This window comes from Streptomyces sp. NPDC001108, from assembly GCF_053598535.1.
The window spans coordinates 256,491-274,451 of the sequence record NZ_JBSFKL010000010.1 but is presented as its reverse complement, the minus strand read 5'-3'; the positions used below and the strand labels follow the sequence as shown (position 1 = coordinate 274,451).

The 17,961-nt window shown below is 73.9% G+C and carries 14 protein-coding genes; 6 read left to right on the top strand and 8 right to left on the bottom strand.

What is annotated here, in order from left to right; all coding sequences use genetic code 11:
- Window positions 1-1,275: heavy metal translocating P-type ATPase (locus tag ACWC97_RS23405; protein WP_352278030.1), on the bottom strand; the 1,275-nt coding region annotated here is incomplete at its 3' end.
- Between the two features lie 248 nt (window positions 1,276-1,523).
- On the opposite strand from ACWC97_RS23405, the gene ACWC97_RS23400 reads away from it, so the two are divergent.
- Window positions 1,524-2,213: a copper homeostasis protein CutC gene (locus ACWC97_RS23400; RefSeq protein WP_450651359.1), complete on the top strand. Its 690-nt coding sequence runs from the start codon at window positions 1,524-1,526 to the stop codon at window positions 2,211-2,213.
- Window positions 2,214-2,262: 49 nt separating this feature from the next.
- Here the strand turns inward: ACWC97_RS23400 and ACWC97_RS23395 are convergent, their stop codons facing one another.
- The gene (locus tag ACWC97_RS23395) at window positions 2,263-4,353 is read right to left on the bottom strand and encodes a HelD family protein (protein ID WP_352278034.1); all 2,091 of its coding nucleotides are present in this window, start codon (window positions 4,351-4,353) and stop codon (window positions 2,263-2,265) included.
- Window positions 4,354-4,827: 474 nt separating this feature from the next.
- On the opposite strand from ACWC97_RS23395, the gene ACWC97_RS23390 reads away from it, so the two are divergent.
- Window positions 4,828-5,787, top strand: coding sequence for a threonine ammonia-lyase (locus ACWC97_RS23390; protein ID WP_352278231.1), 960 nt, complete (start codon window positions 4,828-4,830; stop codon window positions 5,785-5,787).
- Window positions 5,788-5,973: 186 nt separating this feature from the next.
- Window positions 5,974-6,192, top strand: coding sequence for a hypothetical protein (locus tag ACWC97_RS23385; protein WP_385207402.1), 219 nt, complete (start codon window positions 5,974-5,976; stop codon window positions 6,190-6,192).
- A 9-nt stretch (window positions 6,193-6,201) separates the two neighbouring features.
- Here ACWC97_RS23385 and ACWC97_RS23380 read toward each other — a convergent pair whose 3' ends face one another.
- Window positions 6,202-7,845 (bottom strand): DNA repair helicase XPB, encoded by a 1,644-nt coding sequence (locus ACWC97_RS23380; RefSeq protein ID WP_352278037.1) that lies wholly within the window; start codon window positions 7,843-7,845, stop codon window positions 6,202-6,204.
- A gap of 223 nt (window positions 7,846-8,068) precedes the next feature.
- Between ACWC97_RS23380 and ACWC97_RS23375 the strand changes: the two genes are divergently transcribed.
- Both ACWC97_RS23375 and ACWC97_RS23370 read left to right on the top strand, forming a co-directional pair.
- Window positions 8,069-8,476: a YciI family protein gene (locus ACWC97_RS23375; RefSeq protein WP_450651356.1), complete on the top strand. Its 408-nt coding sequence runs from the start codon at window positions 8,069-8,071 to the stop codon at window positions 8,474-8,476.
- A gap of 8 nt (window positions 8,477-8,484) precedes the next feature.
- A complete protein-coding gene (locus ACWC97_RS23370) occupies window positions 8,485-9,630 on the top strand; it encodes an RNA polymerase sigma factor (protein ID WP_450651376.1) in 1,146 nt (381 codons plus the stop codon).
- Between the two features lie 193 nt (window positions 9,631-9,823).
- Here the strand turns inward: ACWC97_RS23370 and ACWC97_RS23365 are convergent, their stop codons facing one another.
- Window positions 9,824-12,457, bottom strand: a complete 2,634-nt coding sequence (locus ACWC97_RS23365; protein WP_450651354.1) for a helicase-associated domain-containing protein — start codon at window positions 12,455-12,457, stop codon at window positions 9,824-9,826.
- 74 nt (window positions 12,458-12,531) lie between these two features.
- Between ACWC97_RS23365 and ACWC97_RS23360 the strand changes: the two genes are divergently transcribed.
- Window positions 12,532-13,731: a hypothetical protein gene (locus ACWC97_RS23360; RefSeq protein ID WP_450651352.1), complete on the top strand. Its 1,200-nt coding sequence runs from the start codon at window positions 12,532-12,534 to the stop codon at window positions 13,729-13,731.
- Between the two features lie 33 nt (window positions 13,732-13,764).
- Here ACWC97_RS23360 and ACWC97_RS23355 read toward each other — a convergent pair whose 3' ends face one another.
- The 4 genes from ACWC97_RS23355 to ACWC97_RS23340 all read right to left on the bottom strand — a co-directional run bounded on the left by ACWC97_RS23355 (window position 13,765) and on the right by ACWC97_RS23340 (window position 17,904).
- A complete protein-coding gene (locus ACWC97_RS23355) occupies window positions 13,765-14,757 on the bottom strand; it encodes an ABC transporter substrate-binding protein (RefSeq protein ID WP_450651350.1) in 993 nt (330 codons plus the stop codon).
- Window positions 14,758-14,888: 131 nt separating this feature from the next.
- Window positions 14,889-15,794 carry an ABC transporter ATP-binding protein gene (locus ACWC97_RS23350; protein ID WP_450651349.1) on the bottom strand — a complete coding sequence of 302 codons (906 nt, stop codon included), beginning with the start codon at window positions 15,792-15,794 and terminating at the stop codon, window positions 14,889-14,891.
- On the bottom strand, window positions 15,791-16,897 hold the full coding sequence (locus ACWC97_RS23345; protein ID WP_352278046.1) for a FecCD family ABC transporter permease: 1,107 nt from the start codon (window positions 16,895-16,897) through the stop codon (window positions 15,791-15,793). The genes ACWC97_RS23350 and ACWC97_RS23345 overlap by 4 nt, the downstream gene beginning before the upstream one ends.
- Window positions 16,894-17,904, bottom strand: a complete 1,011-nt coding sequence (locus ACWC97_RS23340; RefSeq protein WP_352278048.1) for a FecCD family ABC transporter permease — start codon at window positions 17,902-17,904, stop codon at window positions 16,894-16,896. The genes ACWC97_RS23345 and ACWC97_RS23340 overlap by 4 nt, the downstream gene beginning before the upstream one ends.
- Window positions 17,905-17,961 lie beyond the last annotated feature (57 nt).

The following is a 17,961-nucleotide window of genomic DNA, read 5'->3' as shown; positions in this document are numbered from 1 at the left end:
GGTGCCGACCATGAGGGCGGTCGGGGTGGCGAGGCCCAGGGCGCAGGGGCAGGCGATGATCAGCACGGCCACGGCGGCGGTGAACGCGGCCGTCAGGCCCGCGCCGTTGCCCAGCCAGAAGCCGAGCGTGCCGAGCGCCAGTGCGATCACGACGGGGACGAAGACGGCGGAGATCCGGTCGGCGAGGCGCTGGGCCGCCGCCTTGCCGTTCTGGGCGTCCTCGACGAGCTTGGCCATCCGGGCGAGCTGGGTGTCGGCGCCGACCCGGGTCGCCTCGACGACGAGCCGGCCGCCCGCGTTGAGCGTGGCGCCGGTGACCGGGTCGCCGACACCGACCTCCACGGGTACGGACTCGCCGGTCAGCATGGAGGCGTCGACGGCCGAGGCGCCCTCGACGACGGTGCCGTCCGTGGCGATCTTCTCGCCGGGCCGGACCAGGAAGCGGTCGCCGACCTGGAGTTCGGCCGTCGGTACGGTCACCTCGCGGCCGCCGCGGATCACGGTGACCTCCTTGGCGCCGAGTTCGAGCAGCGCCTTGAGGGCCGCGCCCGCCTTCCGCTTGGAGCGGGCCTCGAAGTAGCGCCCGGCCAGGATGAACGCGGTGACCCCGGCGGCGGCCTCCAGGTAGATGTTCCCGGAGCCGTCGGTCCGGCCGATCGTCAGCTCGAACGGGTGCGTCATGCCGACCATGCCCGCCGTACCGAAGAACAGCGCCCACAGCGACCAGAGGAACGCGGCCGACGTACCGACCGAGATCAGCGTGTCCATCGTGGCCGCGCCGTGCCGGGCATTGGTGAACGCGGCCTTGTGGAACGGCCAGGCGGCGTACGTGACGACCGGGGCGGTCAACGTCAGGGAGAGCCACTGCCAGTAGTCGAACTGGAGCGCCGGGATCATCGACATCGCGATCACCGGCACCGCGAGCGCGACGGCGGTCAGCAGCCGCTGGCGCAGCGGCCGCAGCTCGTCCGCCCCCGCCGTGTCGCCCTCGGCCGCGTCCGCCGCGGCGGTGGAGGCCGGGGGAGCGGGCTCCTGCGCGGTGTAGCCGGTCTTCTCGACGGTGGCGATCAGGTCCTGTACGGAGACGTCCTCGCCCCGGTAGCTGACCTTGGCCTTCTCGGTGGCGTAGTTGACGGTGGCGGTGACGCCGTCCATCCGGTTGAGCTTCTTCTCGATCCGGGCCGCGCAGGAGGCGCAGGTCATGCCGCCGATCGCGAGCTCGACCTCTGCGGCGGTGCCGGTGTCGGTGCCTGGTGTGGCGATGTGCGCGGACACGTTGTCCTCCTGACCGTGACGTTGATACCCCTAGGGGGTATGCCCTGCTGACTCATGTATACCCCCCTCCCCTATAAAGCGCAAGGGTGGATATGCCGTGCGAGCCCGGAACGTGTGCGTTCGGTCACCGGATGTGCGGTCGAGCTCACGTATCTTCACCTGGCATTGAGGCTGCGCCCCCGGCCTACCGGCCCGTAGGGTGGACATTGGACTAGACCTATTGCTGTCTCCTGGAGGATTGGGATCCCATGAGCAACCGTGCAGTCCTGGAGGTGATCGCTCTCGACGCGGAGGACGCGGTCGCGGCCCAGGCGGGTGGTGCGGACCGGCTTGAGCTGGTCACCGACATGGCGGCGGACGGCCTGACCCCGTCCTGTGCGACCTTCGCGGAGATCCGGGCGGCGGTGGACATCCCGTTGCGGGTGATGCTCAGGGTGGCGGACGGCTTCGCGGCCGGTGACATCGAGGTGCTCGTGGCCAAGGCGCACGAGCTGCGCGCGGCGGGCGCCGAGGAGTTCGTCTTCGGCTTCCTCGACGACCAGGGGCGCCCGGACCTGGTCGCCGTCGAGCGGCTCATCGCCGAGCTGGACGGCTGCCCCTGGACCTTCCACCGGGCGATCGACCGGGCCGCCGACCGGGACGCGCTGCGCAAGCGCCTCGCGGACATGCCCGGCCTGGACACGTACCTCACCGCCGGCTCGGCGAAGGGCGTCGACGAGGGCATCCCGACCCTGCTGGCCGAGGCGGCCCGCAAGGGGCAGCCCGGCTACGAGCCGCAGATCCTGGTGGGCGGCGGCCTGCGCCTGGAACACCTTCCCGAGCTGCTGGTCGCCGGGATCGACGCCGTGCACATCGGCGGCGCCGCCCGCCCGCTCGGCTGGTCCGGCCCGGTGGACGCGGCAGCCGTACGCGAGTGGCGCACGGTCCTCGACGCGTAACAGGGGCGCGAGCGGGGGCGGGGAGCCGCGGCCTCCCCACCCCGCACGCTCAGGCGGCCGCGGGCGCCGACAGCTCCCCGGGCAGGTCCGCCGCGTGGACCACGGTCAGCCCCGACACCGCACGGGTCAGCGCCACGTACAGCCGGCGCAGCCCCGTCCGGGTGTCCGCCTCGCCGTCCACCACCGCGGCCGGCTCGTCCAGGACCACGTAGTCGTACTCCAGGCCCTTCGCCAGCGACGCGGGCACCAGCGTCAGCCGGGACGCGGCGGTCGTCTCCTCGCCCGGGGAGAGGTACGCGTGCCCCGCGGCCTCCAACGCCCGCGCCAGCGCCGGAATCCGGGCGTCCGCCGCGATCAGGCCGATCGACCCCTCCTGGGCCAGCGACTCCTCGCACGCCGCGACCACCGCCGCGTCCAGCCCGTCCGCGCCGTCCACCGCCCGCACCTCCAGCGAACCGGGCGACTCACGCACCGACTCCACCGCCGCCAGCCCCGGCGAGATCACCGGCAGCAGCCGGGAGGCGTACGCGATCACCTCGCGCGGCACACGGAACCCCGCCGTCAGCTCCTCCACCACCGCGTCCGGCTTCCCCAGATGGTGCAGTGCCTGCGCCCAACTCGCCGTCGACCACGGCGTCGTGCCCTGCGCCAGATCGCCCAGCACCGTCGCCGAACCGGTCGTGCAGCGCCGGCCCACCGCCCGGTACTGCATCGGCGACAGGTCCTGCGCCTCGTCGAGCACCACGTGTCCCAGCGAGTGCGTCCGCGTCACCAGGTCGTTCGCCTCGTCGATCAGCACCGCGTCCGCCGCCGACCACTTCGCCGACTTCACGCTCCGCGCGGGCTTCGTCCACAGGATCGCCTTCTGCTCGTCCGCGTCGAGCAGCCCCTCGGCGTGCGCGGCCAGGAACTCCGCGTCGCCGAGCAGCCGCAGCACCAGCTTCGCCGGGTCCACGGCGGGCCAGACCGCCTTCACCGCCGCCTTCACCGCGGCGTTGCGGGCCACCGCGTTCTGCACCCGGTCGTCGGGGGCCTCGCCCGCCTCCTCCATCCGGACCAGCACGGCGTGCGCGATCCGCTGCGGCAGCGCCTCGTGCGCCGCCCCGTACCGCATGTCCCGGGCCAGCAGCTCCTCGACCATCTCGGCGATCTCGTACGCGGGCACCCGCCAGCGCCGCGAACCGCGCACCACCACGACCGGCTCCTCGGGCGGCGTCACATGCGAACGGATCGCCCGCCGCAGCACCTCCGCCATCCGGGCGTCGCCCTTGACGACCGCCGCCTCGGCCGTGTCCGTACCGCGTACCTCGATACCGGCGGGCGCCACCAGGTCGTCCACCGTCGACTGCTCCACCGCCAGCTCGCCGAGGGCGGGCAGCACCTGCTCGATGTACTGGAGGAAGGACCGGTTCGGCCCGATCACCAGCGTCCCGGTACGGGCCAGGCGCTCCCGGTGCGCGTACAGCAGGTACGCCACCCGGTGCAGGCCCACGGCCGTCTTCCCGGTACCGGGACCGCCCTGCACACACACCGTCCCGCCGAGCCCGCTGCGGACGATCTCGTCCTGCTCGGGCTGGATCGTCGCGACGATGTCCCGCATCGGGCCCACGCGCGGACGCTCGATCTCCGCCTGGAGCAGCCGGCTGGTCTGCTCGGCCTCGCCCGGGTCGGTCAGGTGCTCGTCCTCGTACGCGGTCAGCTCGCCGCCGGTGTAGCCGAAGCGGCGGCGCTGCCCGACGTCCTGCGGGTCCTTGCGGGACGCCCGGTAGAAGGGCTGCGAGACGGGGGCGCGCCAGTCGATGACCATCGGGTCGCCGCCCGCGTCGTGCACATGGCGGCGGCCGATGTAGAACTGCTCGCCCTCCGCGCCTTCCGCCCGCTCCCCGCCGACCCGGTGCAGATAGTCCAGCCGCCCGAAGAAGAGCGGGGTGTGGGCGAGGTCGGCGAGGGACTTGATCCGCTCGTCGATCTGGGCCTGGAGGACGGCCGCGTTGACCCAGTTCGCGGTCACGTCGCGGATGTCGAGGGCCTGGGCGTCCTCCCGCATCGCGCGCAGCGCGGCGCGGGACGCGGTGAGATGGGCGCGCTCGCGGGCCAGCGGATCGGTGGTGCTGTCGTTCTCGAGTTCGTGCGCGGGCACGGTGTCGCCTCCGGCTTTTCAACGCAGGACGGCGGACCGCGCCGACCCGCTCACTGCGCGGGCCGTACGGTCCGCTGAGGGATCGATCACGGATACGCGCGACGGGCGCGCGTCGGGGTGTCGACCGGTTTCCGTCCGGTCGGCGGCGCTCCCCCGGCTGCCGGCGCGGGCCCTCGCGGGCCGCCGGTACCACGGTGCGGGAGGCGGGCAGACCGGCGATTGTATCGACCGGGCCGGGCCGGGGCCAACGCATTTCGACCGGAGCGCCACCGTCCCCCGCGGGCGCCCCGGCGGAGGCCGGTGCCCGGTCCCGCGACCCGTGCCGACCGGGGAACGGACGGCGTAGGGTGATCGAACTGCCGCCCGGACGATCCCACCCGCGCGGGAGCGGGGCCGCGTGGCCGCCGCCCCGTGCCGTGGACGACACGGATCCCCGGCTGTCGCGGCTCGGATCGTGTGACGGAGGCGAATGTGCTGATTGATGTCGCGGACGTGGAAGCCGCAGCCGAGCGGATCACCGGGCACGTGATACGGACCCCCACGGTGCCGAGCCCCGGCCTGTCCGCGTTCCTGGGCGCGGACGTCACCGTGAAACTGGAACTCCTCCAGCGCACCGGCTCCTTCAAGGCCCGGGGCGCGACGGCCAAGCTGCTGGCGCTCGGTGAGGCGGAGCGCGCCGCCGGGGTCGTGGCGGTGAGCGGCGGCAACCACGGCATCGCGACCGCGGTCATGGCCGGAGCGCTGGGCATCGAAGCGACCGTCGTCATGCCGCGGTCCGCTCCGGGCCGCGCCGTGGCCGTCGCGGAGGCCGCGGGGGCGAGCGTCGTCCTCGCCGACACCATGGACGAGGCGTTCGCCCTCCTGGACGACTTTCGGACCAAGGGACTCACCCCGGTCCATCCCTTCGACGACCCCGTCGTCGTCGCCGCCCAGGGCACGGTCGGCCTGGAATTCGCGGAGGACGCCGGGGAACTCACCGACGTACTCGTCAGCATCGGCGGCGGGGGACTGATCTCCGGGGTCGCCGCCGCGCTGCACGCGCGCCGCCCCGGGGTACGGATCTGGGGCGTGGAGACCGAGGGTGCGCGAGCCATGTCGGAGGCCCTGGTGTCCGGCGGGCCGGTGCCGGTCGAACTGTCCTCGATCGTTTCGACACTGAGCGCTCCCAGTGCCTCACAGCTCACCTACGAGCACGTCTCGGCGCTGGTCACGGACGTGCTCACGGTGACGGACGCCGAGGCCGTGCGGGGCACCCTCGATCTGGCCGACCACGCGAAGGTCTGGGCCGAGCCCGCCGCCGGATGCCTGCTGCCCGCGGCGCGCCGGGTCCTGGAGCGCGTCGGTGAGGGCGCCCGGATCGGCCTGGTGGTGTGCGGCGGCAACGTGACGACCGACGATGTGACCGCCTGGGCCGGCCGCTTCGGGCTGCGCTGAACACCACCCCGGCACGGCGCTCCGCAGTCGCCGGAGCGCCGTGGCGCGGGCGCGTACGCCGTTTGTGGGTCAGCCCCGTAGGGGACGGGGTGGAGACGGGTGCACCCAGGGGCCTACCTGGGACGACGCTGATTTCCACCCCCGGGCCGATACCCCTGTCGGCCCCGGCGCAGCACCATGGAACACATGAGCACCGTCAGCCTGAACCCCCGCAGGACCGGCCCCGCGCACGGCGCGACCGCGGCCACCGGTCACCTCCGTACCCACCGCGTCGGCGACGCGGTACGCGCCGTCAAGGTCTTCGTCCGCGCCGCCTTCGACGTGGTCGTCCTCGGTGAGTACGCCGACGAGACCGACCCCCGGCACCACGGCAGAGAGACCGGCCGCCACCACCACGCCCGCTGAGCCGCGGGCTCAGCCCTCGGCCAGCAGCTCGTCCGCGTCGACGATCCGGTACGCGTACCCCTGCTCGGCCAGGAAGCGCTGGCGGTGTGCCGCGAAGTCCTGGTCGACCGTGTCACGCGCGACCACCGAGTAGAACCGCGCCTCGTGCCCGTCAGCCTTCGGCCGCAGTACCCGGCCCAGCCGCTGTGCCTCTTCCTGGCGGGAGCCGAACGTGCCGGAGACCTGGATGGCCACGGTCGCTTCGGGCAGGTCGATCGAGAAGTTCGCGACCTTCGACACCACCAGCACGCTGATCTCACCGGACCGGAACGCGTCGAAGAGCTTCTCGCGCTGGGCGTTGCTCGTCTCGCCCTTGATCACCGGGGCGTCCAGATGCTCGCCCAACTCGTCGAGCTGGTCGATGTACTGCCCGATGACCAGGGTCTGCTCGCCGCGGTGCCGCCGCACCAGCGCCTCGGTCACCTTCCGCTTCGTCGCCGTCGTCGCGCAGTACCGGTACTTCTCCTCGGTCTCGGCGGTCGCGTACGCGAGACGCTCGGAGTCCGTCAGATTGACCCGCACCTCGACGCAGTCGGCCGGTGCGATGTAACCCTGCGCCTCGATCTCCTTCCACGGGGCGTCGAACCGCTTCGGCCCGATCAGCGAGAAGACGTCCGACTCGCGGCCGTCCTCGCGCACCAGCGTCGCGGTCAGGCCGAGCCGCCGCCGCGCCTGGAGGTCGGCGGTGAACTTGAAGACCGGAGCGGGCAGCAGATGCACCTCGTCGTAGATCACCAGCCCCCAGTCCCGGGAGTCGAACAGCTCCAGGTGCGGATAGATCCCCTTCCTGCGGGTCGTCAGCACCTGGTACGTGGCGATCGTGACCGGCCGGATCTCCTTGCGGGTCCCGCTGTACTCGCCGATCTCGTCCTCGGTCAGCGAGGTCCGCTTCACCAGCTCGTGCTTCCACTGCCGGGCCGAGACCGTGTTCGTCACCAGGATCAGCGTGGTCGCCTTGGCCTGCGCCATCGCACCCGCCCCGACCAGCGTCTTCCCCGCCCCACAGGGCAGTACGACGACACCCGAGCCGCCGTGCCAGAAGCCCTCCACGGCCTGCCGCTGGTACGGCCGCAGCGACCAGCCGTCCTCGGCCAGCTCGATCGGGTGCGCCTCGCCGTCGACGTAACCGGCGAGGTCCTCGGCGGGCCAGCCCAGCTTCAGCAGCGTCTGCTTGATCTGCCCGCGCTCGGAGGGGTGCACCGCCACGGTGTCCGGGTCGATCCGCGCCCCCACCAGCGGCTGCACCTTCTTCGAGCGCAGCACCTCCTCCAGCACCGGCCGGTCGGTCGAGGTCAGCACCAGCCCGTGCACCGGGTGCTTGGAGAGGGTGAGGCGGCCGTACCGGGCCATCGTCTCGGCGATGTCGACGAGCAGCGCGTGCGGCACCGGATAGCGCGAGTACTGCACGAGGGCGTCGACGACCTGCTCGGCGTCGTGCCCGGCGGCCCGCGCGTTCCACAGCCCGAGCGGGGTCAGCCGGTAGGTGTGGATGTGCTCCGGCGCCCGCTCCAGCTCGGCGAACGGGGCGATGGCCCGGCGGCAGGCGTCGGCCTGGTCGTGGTCGACTTCGAGGAGCAGCGTCTTGTCGCTCTGGACGATGAGGGGTCCGGTCACGCGCGTCGGCCCTTTCTACGGGGTGCGGCCAGGGATGAGGCCAAACGTCCAGTGTGCCGCATCGGAGCGGAAACGGGCCCGGCGTACGGTCCGGAGCCCTGCCCGGGGCCGGACCTCGAAGAAACTTCTGAAAGATGTCCGCGGGGATGTCGAGAACCCGGACCCGGCTCCGTCCCCGGGACGAACGCGACCACACCCGGCCGCACCGACGAGGAGAGACACCATGGCCAAGTACCTGATGCTGAAGCACTACCGGGGCGCCCCGGACGCGGTCAACTGCGTACCGATGGACCAGTGGACCCCGGAGGAGATCACGGCGCACGTCCAGTACATGAACGACTTCGCGGCCCGGCTGGAGAAGACCGGCGAGTTCGTCGAGGGCCTGGCGCTCGCCCCCGAGGGGGAGTGGGTCCGGTACGACGGAGAGGGGCGCCCGCCCGTCACCGACGGACCGTTCGCCGAGACCAAGGACCTGATCGCCGGCTGGATGGTCATCGATGTCGACAGCCATGAGCGCGCCGTCGAACTGGCCGGGGAGCTGTCCGCCGCGCCCGGCGCGGGCGGCCGGCCGATCCACGAGTGGCTGGAACTGCGCCCGCTCCTGACCGAGCCGCCGACCATCACGGAGTGACCCGACCCATGGACGAGGCGCTGATCCGCGGCCTCACCCCCGGCGTGCTCGCGATCCTCGTCCGCCGCGGAGCCGACTTCGCGGCGGCCGAGGACGCCGTGCAGGACGCGCTGGTCGAGGCGGTCCGCGTCTGGCCCGACGCACCGCCCCGCGACCCGAAGGGCTGGCTGGTCACCGTCGCCTGGCGGCGCTTCCTCGACGCGGTACGGGCGGACACCGCCCGCCGCAGACGCGAGGACCTCGTCGACGAGGAACCGTCGGCCGGGCCCGCGCCCTCGGCCGACGACACCCTCCAGCTCTACTTCCTGTGCGCCCATCCGTCGCTGACGTCCTCGTCCGCGGTGGCGCTCACCCTGCGCGCCGTCGGCGGGCTCACCACCCGGCAGATCGCCAGGGCCTATCTGGTGCCCGAGGCGACGATGGCGCAGCGCATCAGCCGGGCCAAGCGCACCGTGTCCGGGGTGCGGTTCGACCGGCCCGGCGACGTCGCCACCGTGCTGCGCGTCCTCTACCTGGTCTTCAACGAGGGCTACTCCGGCGACATCGACCTGGCCGCCGAGGCCATCCGGCTCACCCGGCAGCTCGCGGCCCGGGTCGACCACCCGGAGGCGGCGGGGCTGCTCGCCCTGATGCTGCTCCACCACGCCCGGCGGGCCGCCCGGACCACCCCGGACGGCAGCCTGGTATCGCTGGCCGAGCAGGACCGGAGCCGGTGGGACACCGGGGCGATCGCCGAGGGCATCGCGATCCTCCAGGGCGCCCTCGCCCGGGACCGGCTGGGCGAGTACCAGGCCCAGGCCGCCGTCGCGGCCCTGCACGCCGACGCGCCGAGCGCCGGGGAGACGGACTGGCCGCAGATCGTCGAGTGGTACGACGAGCTGGTCCGTCTGACCGGCAGCCCGGTCGTCCGGCTCAACCGCGCGGTGGCCGTCGGCGAGGCGGACGGGCCGCACGCCGGACTGGCCGCCCTCGCGGAACTGGACGCCGACCTGCCCCGCCACACCGCCGCCGCGGCCTACCTCCACGAGCGCGTCGGCGACCGGGAGACCGCGGCCCGGCTGTACGCCGAGGCCGCCCACCGGGCGACCAACCTCGCCGAACGCGACCACCTGACCCGCCGGGCGGCCCACCTCAACGCCCGCCGCCCTCGCTGACGCGACACGGCGGGAGGAACGCCGGAGGAAGAAGGCGGAGGGAGAGGACAGGAGAGACGAAGGGAGTCGCAAGCATCTGGCGTACGAGAGTCGGAGCGGCCGGCACGCGGGAGCGGAGGAGCGCGCGGCTGCGTTTGTCAGGTCGTCAGGTCGTCAGGCCGTCAGTTCGTCATGCGGTCACGCGGCCACATCGTCACGCCGTGGCGTCGTCCGCGAGTTCGGCGACGCCGGTGATGCGGTGGAGGGGGTAGGTGCGGATCTCGTCGGCGGTGTGGTCGTACGCGGTGACGAAGCCGCCTTCGACGCGGACCGGGGCGATGACCCGCTGGCTGGCGGCGCCGTCCGCGTTCACGTAGCCGATCCAGAGCGCCGAGCCGGTCAGTACGGCGGCCTGGACGGTGGCGAGGGTCTCGGCGGAGGTGGTGCGGGGCAGGGCGCCGGGGGTGGCGGGGGATTCCGGGGTGTCCTTGCGGGCGACCGTGGCGGCCGTGTCCCCGGCGCGGATGGCCCGGACCGCCGCGTCGAGCAGGGTGGCGTCCGGTACCGGCGGGCCCTCGGGCACCGGCGCCGGGGCGGTGCGGGGCGGGGTGCGGCGGGCACCGGCGCGGGTGATCAGGACGTCGCCCTCGGTGGACTCCGCGGCCGGGGCGTACCCCATCTCGCGCAACCCGTCGAGCAGTGAGGCCGGGTCGGCCTGCGCGGCCAGGACCGTCGGGGCGAGGCGGCGCAGCCGCAGCGTGGCGGAGCGCTTGTCGGCGAGGATCTCGTTCAGTACGGCCTCGTCGTCGCAGCGCACGTACGAGGAGGCGGCGCCGATCCGCAGGTGGCCGTGGCGGCGGGCGATGTCGTCGATGAGGTAGCTGAGCGGCTGCGGTACGGGCGTACGGCTGTGGGTGGCGAGGAAGGCGTGCAGGTCGGCCGCGGACTGCCCGGCGTCCAGGGCGCGGCGCACCGAGCCGGGGGTGAAGCGGTAGACCGTCGCGCCGCCCTTCGACTCGATGTCGGCGAGGACGGAGAGCGCCTCGGCCAGCGGGCGTTCCAGCGGTCCGGGGGCGACGGCCGTCAGGTCGGCCTGGAGCAGTACGTGGTCGAGCGGTTCGGGCAGGAGCGGGGCGAGGCGCGCGGCGGCTTCGGCGGGGCCGTCGTCCAGCAGGGCCCGGGTGGGGGCGGCGAGCGCACCCCGGCCGGTGATGCCGAGCAGTTCCGACTCGTCGAGCGTCCACAGGGCGACCCGGGACCGCAGGTCGGCGGTGCCGCCGTCGGAGGCGGAGGAGGCGGAGGAGGCGGAGGAAACGGAGGAGGCGGGGGCGGAGGCGGCGCCGCGCAGCGGGCGTTCCCAGCGGAGCCGGGCGAGGACGGTCTCCGGGGCGGGCGCGGTGCCGGGCTCCAGCCCGGCGAGGAGGGCGAGGACCCGGCGGCGGACCTCGGGGGCGGCGGAGCGGTCGAGCCCCGGCCCGAGCGCGGCCATCGTCCGCCCCTTGGCGTCCTGGCCGCCGACGAGTCCGGGGACGCGGGTGGCGGCCAGCCAGGCGGTGGCCAGTTCCGCCCAGCGTTCCTGGGCGGGCAGGGCGGCCCAGTCGTCGTACGCGGGCGTCGGCGCGTACCGTTCGTCGGCCTCGCCGTCGGAGGCCAACAGCCCTGCTGAGTAAGCCAGTTCGGCCCAGAAGGCGGCGGTCCGTTCGGGGACGTCCAGGGTGGTGGCGGTGCGTTTCAGCTCGCGGACGCTGAGCCCGCCGGCCCGCAGTATCGGCGGTCCGCCGCCGTCCCAGCTCTTCACCAGCTCCTCGACGGTGCTCACCGCGAGGAACGCCTGGGCGGCCGCCGCGTTGTCCACAGCCTGTGGATCGCGGTGGGCGGCGGCCGTCACGACGGGCGGCTCCGGTTCCGGCACCCGGTGGGCGCGTCCGGCCCGCAGGTGCAGGGCGGCCTCGCGGGGGAGCACCACCGTGCGGGCCGACACGGGCAGCAGCAGTCCCCGGTCGCGCAGCCAGGTCACCGGCGGGGCGGGGTTCGGGGTGACCTCCCCGTACGGCGGCCCCCACACCAGCCGGTCCAGCACGGCCAGGGACTCGGCCGGGGCGGTGTCGAGCAGCGCGCCCATCGCGGCCCGGTCGGTGAAGAGCCCGGTCAGGGCCTGCACGGCGGAGACCGGGTCGTGGGTGGCGGGCAGCCCGGCGGCGGCCAGGATCTCCTGGAGGCGGCCCGGGGACATGCCGGAGGTCGCCTCGGCGACGGTCGGCCCGAGACCGGTGGGGGAGGGGTGCTGCGGGGACGGGGAGAGGAGTTCGCGCGCCGTACGGACCAGCCGCAGCCGGTCGTCATCGCCCCAGACCAGGGCCTGTTCGCGCAGGGTGGCCAGGGCGCGGGGGAGGGCGCGGGCGATTGTCCCGGCGGTGGCCACGGTGGCCGCCCCGGGGCCCGGGGCGCGCTCAGCAGCCTGGCCGGGGGCGCGCCCAGGAGACTGGCCGGCGGCGCGTTCAGCGGCCCGGCCTGGTTCGCCGTCCGGCGCGTCGCCCGGTTCGTAGTCCTCGGCGTCGCCCGGTTCGCCGTCCGGTGTGTCGCCGGTGAGCAGGGCGAGCAGGGTCGCGTACGGGACGGGCTCGGCGCCCACCGCGAGCGCCTCGGCGGTCTGGAGGGCGAACCGGTCCAGCCGTTCCAGCGCGCGGACGACGGAGGCGCGGGTACCGGCCCGGGTCGCGAGCTGGGTGATGTCGCCCGGCACCGGGTTGAGCAGGTCGGGGCGGGCCCGCAGCAGTGCGGCCAGCGACGCGTCGTCCCGGGCGCGGAGCGCTTCGGCGAGCGTCCGTGGTGGTGTGATCGTCCCCATCCGCCCCACGGTAGCCGCTCCGGACGGGCCCGAGGGCGCTACCTTCGGTGCAGGCTTCAGGAGGGGACGCGTACGTGGGCATCGAGAGCGACCAGCTGGTCTACGACTATCTGAGCCGGGTCGGGGACCTGGCACAGCAGCGCCAGATGTCCTCCGCGGACCGGATGAAGCTGGTCGCGGGGCTCCGGGGCGAGATCGACCGGCAGCGCGGGAAGGCGTCCGGGGACAGCCCGGCGGCGGTCCGCCGCATCATCGGCCGCCTCGGCTCCCCGGACGAACTGGTGGCCGCCGCGGCCTCGACCCGCGGCGCGTCCCCCGACGACAGCGGCGGGCCGGGACACCCCGAGGCCCCAGCATCCCCAGCATCCCCAGCAGCCTCATCAGCCTCATCAGCCCCAGAATCCCAGGTGGTCCCAGCAACACCGGTGGTCCCGGAGCCCCGCCCCGCCGTGCCCCGCCCCCGCCGCGGGCTGTTCCGCAAGGACATCCCCGAGAACACCCCCCGGAGCGCCCCCGAGGACGTGCCCGGGAACACCCTCGCGGACGTGCCCGCCCCGGCGGCGGGCCCCGGCGCGCCGCCGGAGCCGATGACCGACGAGGGCCCCCTGCCGCCGCACCGGGCCGGTACGGACGAGCTGGGGCCCTCCCGGGGTGAGCCCGACTGGTGGCGTGTCGATCCGGTGCCGTTCGGCCGGGGCGTCGACGTACCCGGGTTCAGTGGCGGGGTGGAGATCCCGGCCATGTTCCGCCAGCCGCTCGCGCCCTCCGAACCCGGCACGGAAGCGGCGGAGCAGGACGCGGAGAACGTGGAGGAGACAGGGGAGGAGCCCGGGGAGGAAGCGGGGGCCGGGGGCGACGGACGGCCCGCCGGGAAGTCGCGCCGCCTGCTGCGGCTCGTCCGCCGCGCCCCGCGCGAGGAGCGGGAGGGCGGCCGCCGTATCACCCACCCGTTGCTCTTCCTCGCGGCGGTGATCCTGGTGGCGGGCGCCGTGACCGGTTCCTGGCTGGCCCTGGGCGGCGGCTGGCTCCTCGCGTACAGCTCGCGCACGCTCTCCCGCGCGGAGGCGAAGTGGGCCGCGATGGGGCTGCCGGGCACGGTCGCGGCGGGCGCGCTGCTCTGGCTGTGGGGCCGGACCGAGGGCCGCTGGGGCGAGCCCGTCGCTGCCGGGCAGCTCAACGCCGCGATCGACGAGACCTGGCCGTGGGCGGTCCGGGGAGCGGCCGTCGCCTCCGCGCTCTATCTGATCTGGCGCGCGCGGAGGCCACGGTCGTAGCGGCGGGAGGCGCGGGGCCCCGGCCGACCGTCGTCACTTCATCTTCGCCTCGAACTCGTCGAGGATCTTGTCGGCCGCGGTGTAGCCGATGCCCGCGATCCAGAGCCGGTCGTCGACCTTGAAGACCTTGCCGTTCTTCGATGCCCGCAGGTTCTTCCACAGCCCGCTGTCCATCGTCTTGTCGGTGCCGGCCTTCGCCGGGTCGCCGTACGTCGACGTGAAGACGACGTCCGCGTCGGCCAGGTCGATCTTCTCCGGCGACACGTCGTAGGAGAAGCCGTCCTTGGCCTTGTCGGTGATCGCGGGGCGGCCCACCCCGAGGTCGGCGAGGATCGAGCCGATGTAGTTCTTCTTGCCGTAGATCCGGATGTCGGCGCCCTCGACGAAACGGACGAAGTTCACCTCGGTCGCGGCGGCCTTTTTCTTCCCGCCGATCGCCTCGGTCACCTTCGCCACATGGTCGTCGTAGGCGGCGACGGCCTTCTCCGCCTCGGCCTGCTTGCCGAGCGCCTCCGCGTGGAGCTGGAAGTTCTCCTTCCAGGCCGTGCCGGTGGACTCGGTCATCACGGTCGGGGCGATGGCGCGCAGCTGCTCGTAGCGGTCGCCGTCGCGGACCTTGCTGGTGAGGATCAGGTCCGGCTTCAGCGAGGCGACGGTCTCCAGGTTGGGGTTGGCGATCTCACCGACCTCCTTGATGCCCTTCGTGGCGCTCGCGGGAAGGTACGACGGGAAGCCGTCCTCCGACGCCGAGTGCGTCGCGCCGACCGGCCGCACCCCGAGGGTGAGCGCGGAGTCCAGCTCGCCGGTGTCCAGGACGACGACGCGCTTCGGGTGCACGGGGACCTCGACGTCGCCCATGGCCGTCTTCACGGTGTGGGTTTTGGCCGCGTCGGACCCGGAGTCGTTGGAGCCGCTGGCGCTCCCGCCGGACTCCGAGAAGCCGCAGGCGGAGAGGGTGAGCGCACCGGCCAGCGCGAGTCCGCCGAGCGCGAGACCGCGACGGCGGGTGAGGGGGGTGGCGGTCATGGGCTGCCCTGCTTTCTTGTCGTGCTTTCTTGTCGTGCCTTCGAACTGGTCACTCGTCCACGGGTCCGGCCCGGGGCTCCACGGGGCCGACCCGGGGCCCGGTCGTCGTCCACGGGGCCGGCTCCGGCGTCTCAGTCGTCCGCCCGGCCGGGCTGCCAGGGCGCGCCCGGCACCACGAGCGGCGAACCGGTCACCGGATCCGGGACGATCACCGCCTCCAGCCCGAAGACCTCCCGGACGAGCCCGGCCGTGACGACGTCCGCCGGGCGGCCCTCGGCGACGATCCGGCCCGCCTTCATGGCGACCAGGTGGTCCGCGTACCGGGCGGCCTGGTTGAGGTCGTGGAGCACGGTGACCACGGTCCGGCCCCGGCTGCCGTCCGCCGCCGGGGCGGTGAGCCGGCGCACCAGGTCCAGCACCTCCACCTGGTGCGCGATGTCCAGGTACGTGGTCGGCTCGTCGAGCAGCAGCAGATCGGTCTCCTGGGCGAGCGCCATCGCGATCCACACCCGCTGGCGCTGGCCGCCGGACAGCTCGTCCACGGACCGCTCGCCGAGCGCGGTGATGTCGGTGCGCTCCATCGCCTCCGTCACCGCCCGCTCGTCCTCGTCCGACCACTGCTGCCACCAGTGCTGGTGCGGCTGGCGCCCGCGCGCGACGAGATCGCTGACGGTGATCGCCTCGGGGGCCACCGGGGTCTGCGGCAGCAGCCCGATGGCCTGGGCGATCTTCCGGGTGGGGATGCTCGACAGCTCGGTGCCGTCGAGGAGGACCGCTCCGCCGCGCGGCTTGAGGAGCCGGCCGAGCGCGCGCAGGGTGGTCGACTTGCCGCAGGCGTTCGGGCCGACGATCACGGTGACCTGCCCGTCCGGCACGGTCAGGTCCAGCTCGTGGACGACGGTGCGCTCCTCGTACGAGAGCGTCAGCCCCCGTGCGGTGAGCCGCCCCCCGCCCACCGGGGCCGGGGCCGTGGCAAGGTCCGCGGACGGGGCCGGGGACGGGTCCGGGGTCCCGGACGTCGTACGGGTCGAAGTCATGCCGTTCCTCCACTGCGGCCGCGACCGCCACCCTGGCCTCGGATGATCAGCCAGATCAGATACGGGGCGCCGACCGCCGCCGTCAGTACGCCCACCGGAAGTTCGACGGGCGAGAAGAGCCTGCGCGCCAGCAGGTCCGCGCACACCACGATGACCGCGCCCAGCAGCGCCGAGCAGAGCAGCGGGATCTGCGCGGTACGGGTCATCCGGCGGGCGATCTGCGGGGCGAGCAGCGCCACGAAGTCCACCGGCCCGGCCGTCCCGGTCGCCACCGACGCCAGGACGACGCCGAGCGCGACCAGCCCCAGACGTACCCGCCCGAGCCGCACCCCGAGCGCGGTCGCGGTGTCGTCGTCCATGGAGACGGTGCGCTGCGCGCGGGCCGCCCACAGCACGGCGGGGAGCAGGACCAGCAGCGTCCACAGCAGCGGTGTGGCCTCGGCCCAGCCCCGGCCGTTGAGCGAGCCGGTCATCCAGATCTTGGCCTGCTGGGCGACCAGGTAGTCGCCCTTCGTCAGGAACAGGGTGGTGACCGAGCGCAGCGCGATCGCGAAGCCGATGCCGATGAGGACGAAGCGGGTGGCGTGCAGCCCGCCGCGCCAGGCGAAGACGTACACCAGCGCCGCCGCCACCACCCCGCCGAGCACGGAGAGGTACGGCAGCACGGTGTACGAGGTGATGCCGAAGGTCATCGCGCCGACCGTGAGCGCGCTCGCGCCCTGGCTGATCCCGATGATGTCGGGGCTGGCCAGCGGGTTGCGGGCGACGGTCTGGATCAGCGCCCCGGCGATCCCGAAGGCGACGCCGACCAGCAGCCCGGTCACCATCCGGGGCAGCCGCAGCGTGCCGACGACCAGCTCGTTCGAGGACGGCTGCCCCAGCAGCACCTTCAGTACCTCGCCGGGTGCCACGAAGTTCTCGCCGACGCAGAGGTAGGCGACGCAGACGACGGCGAGCGCCACCACGAGCGCACCGGCGACCAGCGCGGCCCGCCGGTGCAGCAGGAACCGGCCCCGCGCCCCGATCCGTACGACGTGGTACCCGGCGGGCCGCACCCGTACCGGGGCCCCCGCTCGCGCCCCCGCCTCGGTTCCGACGCTCATGCGGGCACCGCCTTCCGGCGTACGAGGGTGACCAGGAACGGAACGCCGATCAGCGCCGTCATCACGCCCGCCGGGACCTCGCTCGGCGGGAAGACGACGCGGCCGATCACATCGGCGACCAGCAGCATCACGGGCCCGATCAGCGCGGCCATCGGCAGCACCCAGCGGTGGTCGGTGCCGACGACGGCGCGGGCGATGTGCGGGACGGCGAGGCCGATGAACGCGATCGGCCCGGCCGCCGCGACCCCGACCCCGGTCAGCACGGTGGCGCCGACGCCGCCGAGGATCCGGACCGTCGCGACGTTCTGCCCGAGCCCCTTGGCGACGTCCTCGCCGAGCGCCAGCGCGTCCAGACCGCGTGCGACGGACAGCACGAGCACCGCCCCGACCAGCAGGAACGGCCAGATCTGACCCGCCACCACGGCCTCGCGCCCGCCGAGCGAGCCGACCTGCCAGAAGCGGAACTCGTCGAGCGCGGACGCCTTCGTCGTCAGCACCGCCGAGGTCACCGAGACCAGCAGCGCGTTGATCGCGGCCCCGCCGAGCGCGAGTTTCACCGGCGTGGCACCGCCGCGCCCGCTCGACGCGATGGCGTACACCGCGACGGAGGCGATGGCCGCGCCCGCGAAGGCGAACCACACGTACCCGGTCAGCGTGTGGACCCCGGCGAACGCGATGGCCAGCACCACCCCCACCGAGGCGCCCTGGCTGATCCCGAGGATGCCGGGGTCGGCGATGGGGTTGCGGGTGATGCCCTGGAGCACCGTCCCGGCGAGGGCCAGCCCGACCCCGACCATCAGGCCGATCAGGGTGCGCGGCACGCGCATGTTGCGTACGACTTCGGCGTTGTCGGAGTGCCCGCCGTGCAGCAGGGCGTCGAAGACCTCGGCCGGGGGTATGGAACGGGCCCCCACGGCCAGGCTGAGGAGGACCGCCACCAGCAGCGCCACGACGGCCGCCGCCGTCGCGAGAGCGCGTCTGGAGCGGCGTGGAGCGGCGGCTGACATCGGACCCAATCACGTGACGAGAATCGGAGGTGCGGGGCGAGGAACGGAGTTACGAGG

Excerpts from the sequence above, each read along its gene's own strand:
- ACWC97_RS23400 (WP_450651359.1), top strand. The coding sequence starts at position 1,524 with ATGAGCAACCGTGCAGTCCTGGAGGTGATCGCTCTCGACGCGGAGGAC.
- ACWC97_RS23385 (WP_385207402.1), top strand. The coding sequence starts at position 5,974 with ATGAGCACCGTCAGCCTGAACCCCCGCAGGACCGGCCCCGCGCACGGC.
- ACWC97_RS23375 (WP_450651356.1), top strand. The coding sequence starts at position 8,069 with ATGGCCAAGTACCTGATGCTGAAGCACTACCGGGGCGCCCCGGACGCG.
- ACWC97_RS23345 (WP_352278046.1), bottom strand. The coding sequence starts at position 16,897 with ATGAGCGTCGGAACCGAGGCGGGGGCGCGAGCGGGGGCCCCGGTACGG.
- ACWC97_RS23350 (WP_450651349.1), bottom strand. The coding sequence starts at position 15,794 with ATGACTTCGACCCGTACGACGTCCGGGACCCCGGACCCGTCCCCGGCC.
- ACWC97_RS23370 (WP_450651376.1), top strand. The coding sequence starts at position 8,485 with ATGGACGAGGCGCTGATCCGCGGCCTCACCCCCGGCGTGCTCGCGATC.
- ACWC97_RS23355 (WP_450651350.1), bottom strand. The coding sequence starts at position 14,757 with ATGACCGCCACCCCCCTCACCCGCCGTCGCGGTCTCGCGCTCGGCGGA.
- ACWC97_RS23340 (WP_352278048.1), bottom strand. The coding sequence starts at position 17,904 with ATGTCAGCCGCCGCTCCACGCCGCTCCAGACGCGCTCTCGCGACGGCG.
- ACWC97_RS23365 (WP_450651354.1), bottom strand. The coding sequence starts at position 12,457 with ATGGGGACGATCACACCACCACGGACGCTCGCCGAAGCGCTCCGCGCC.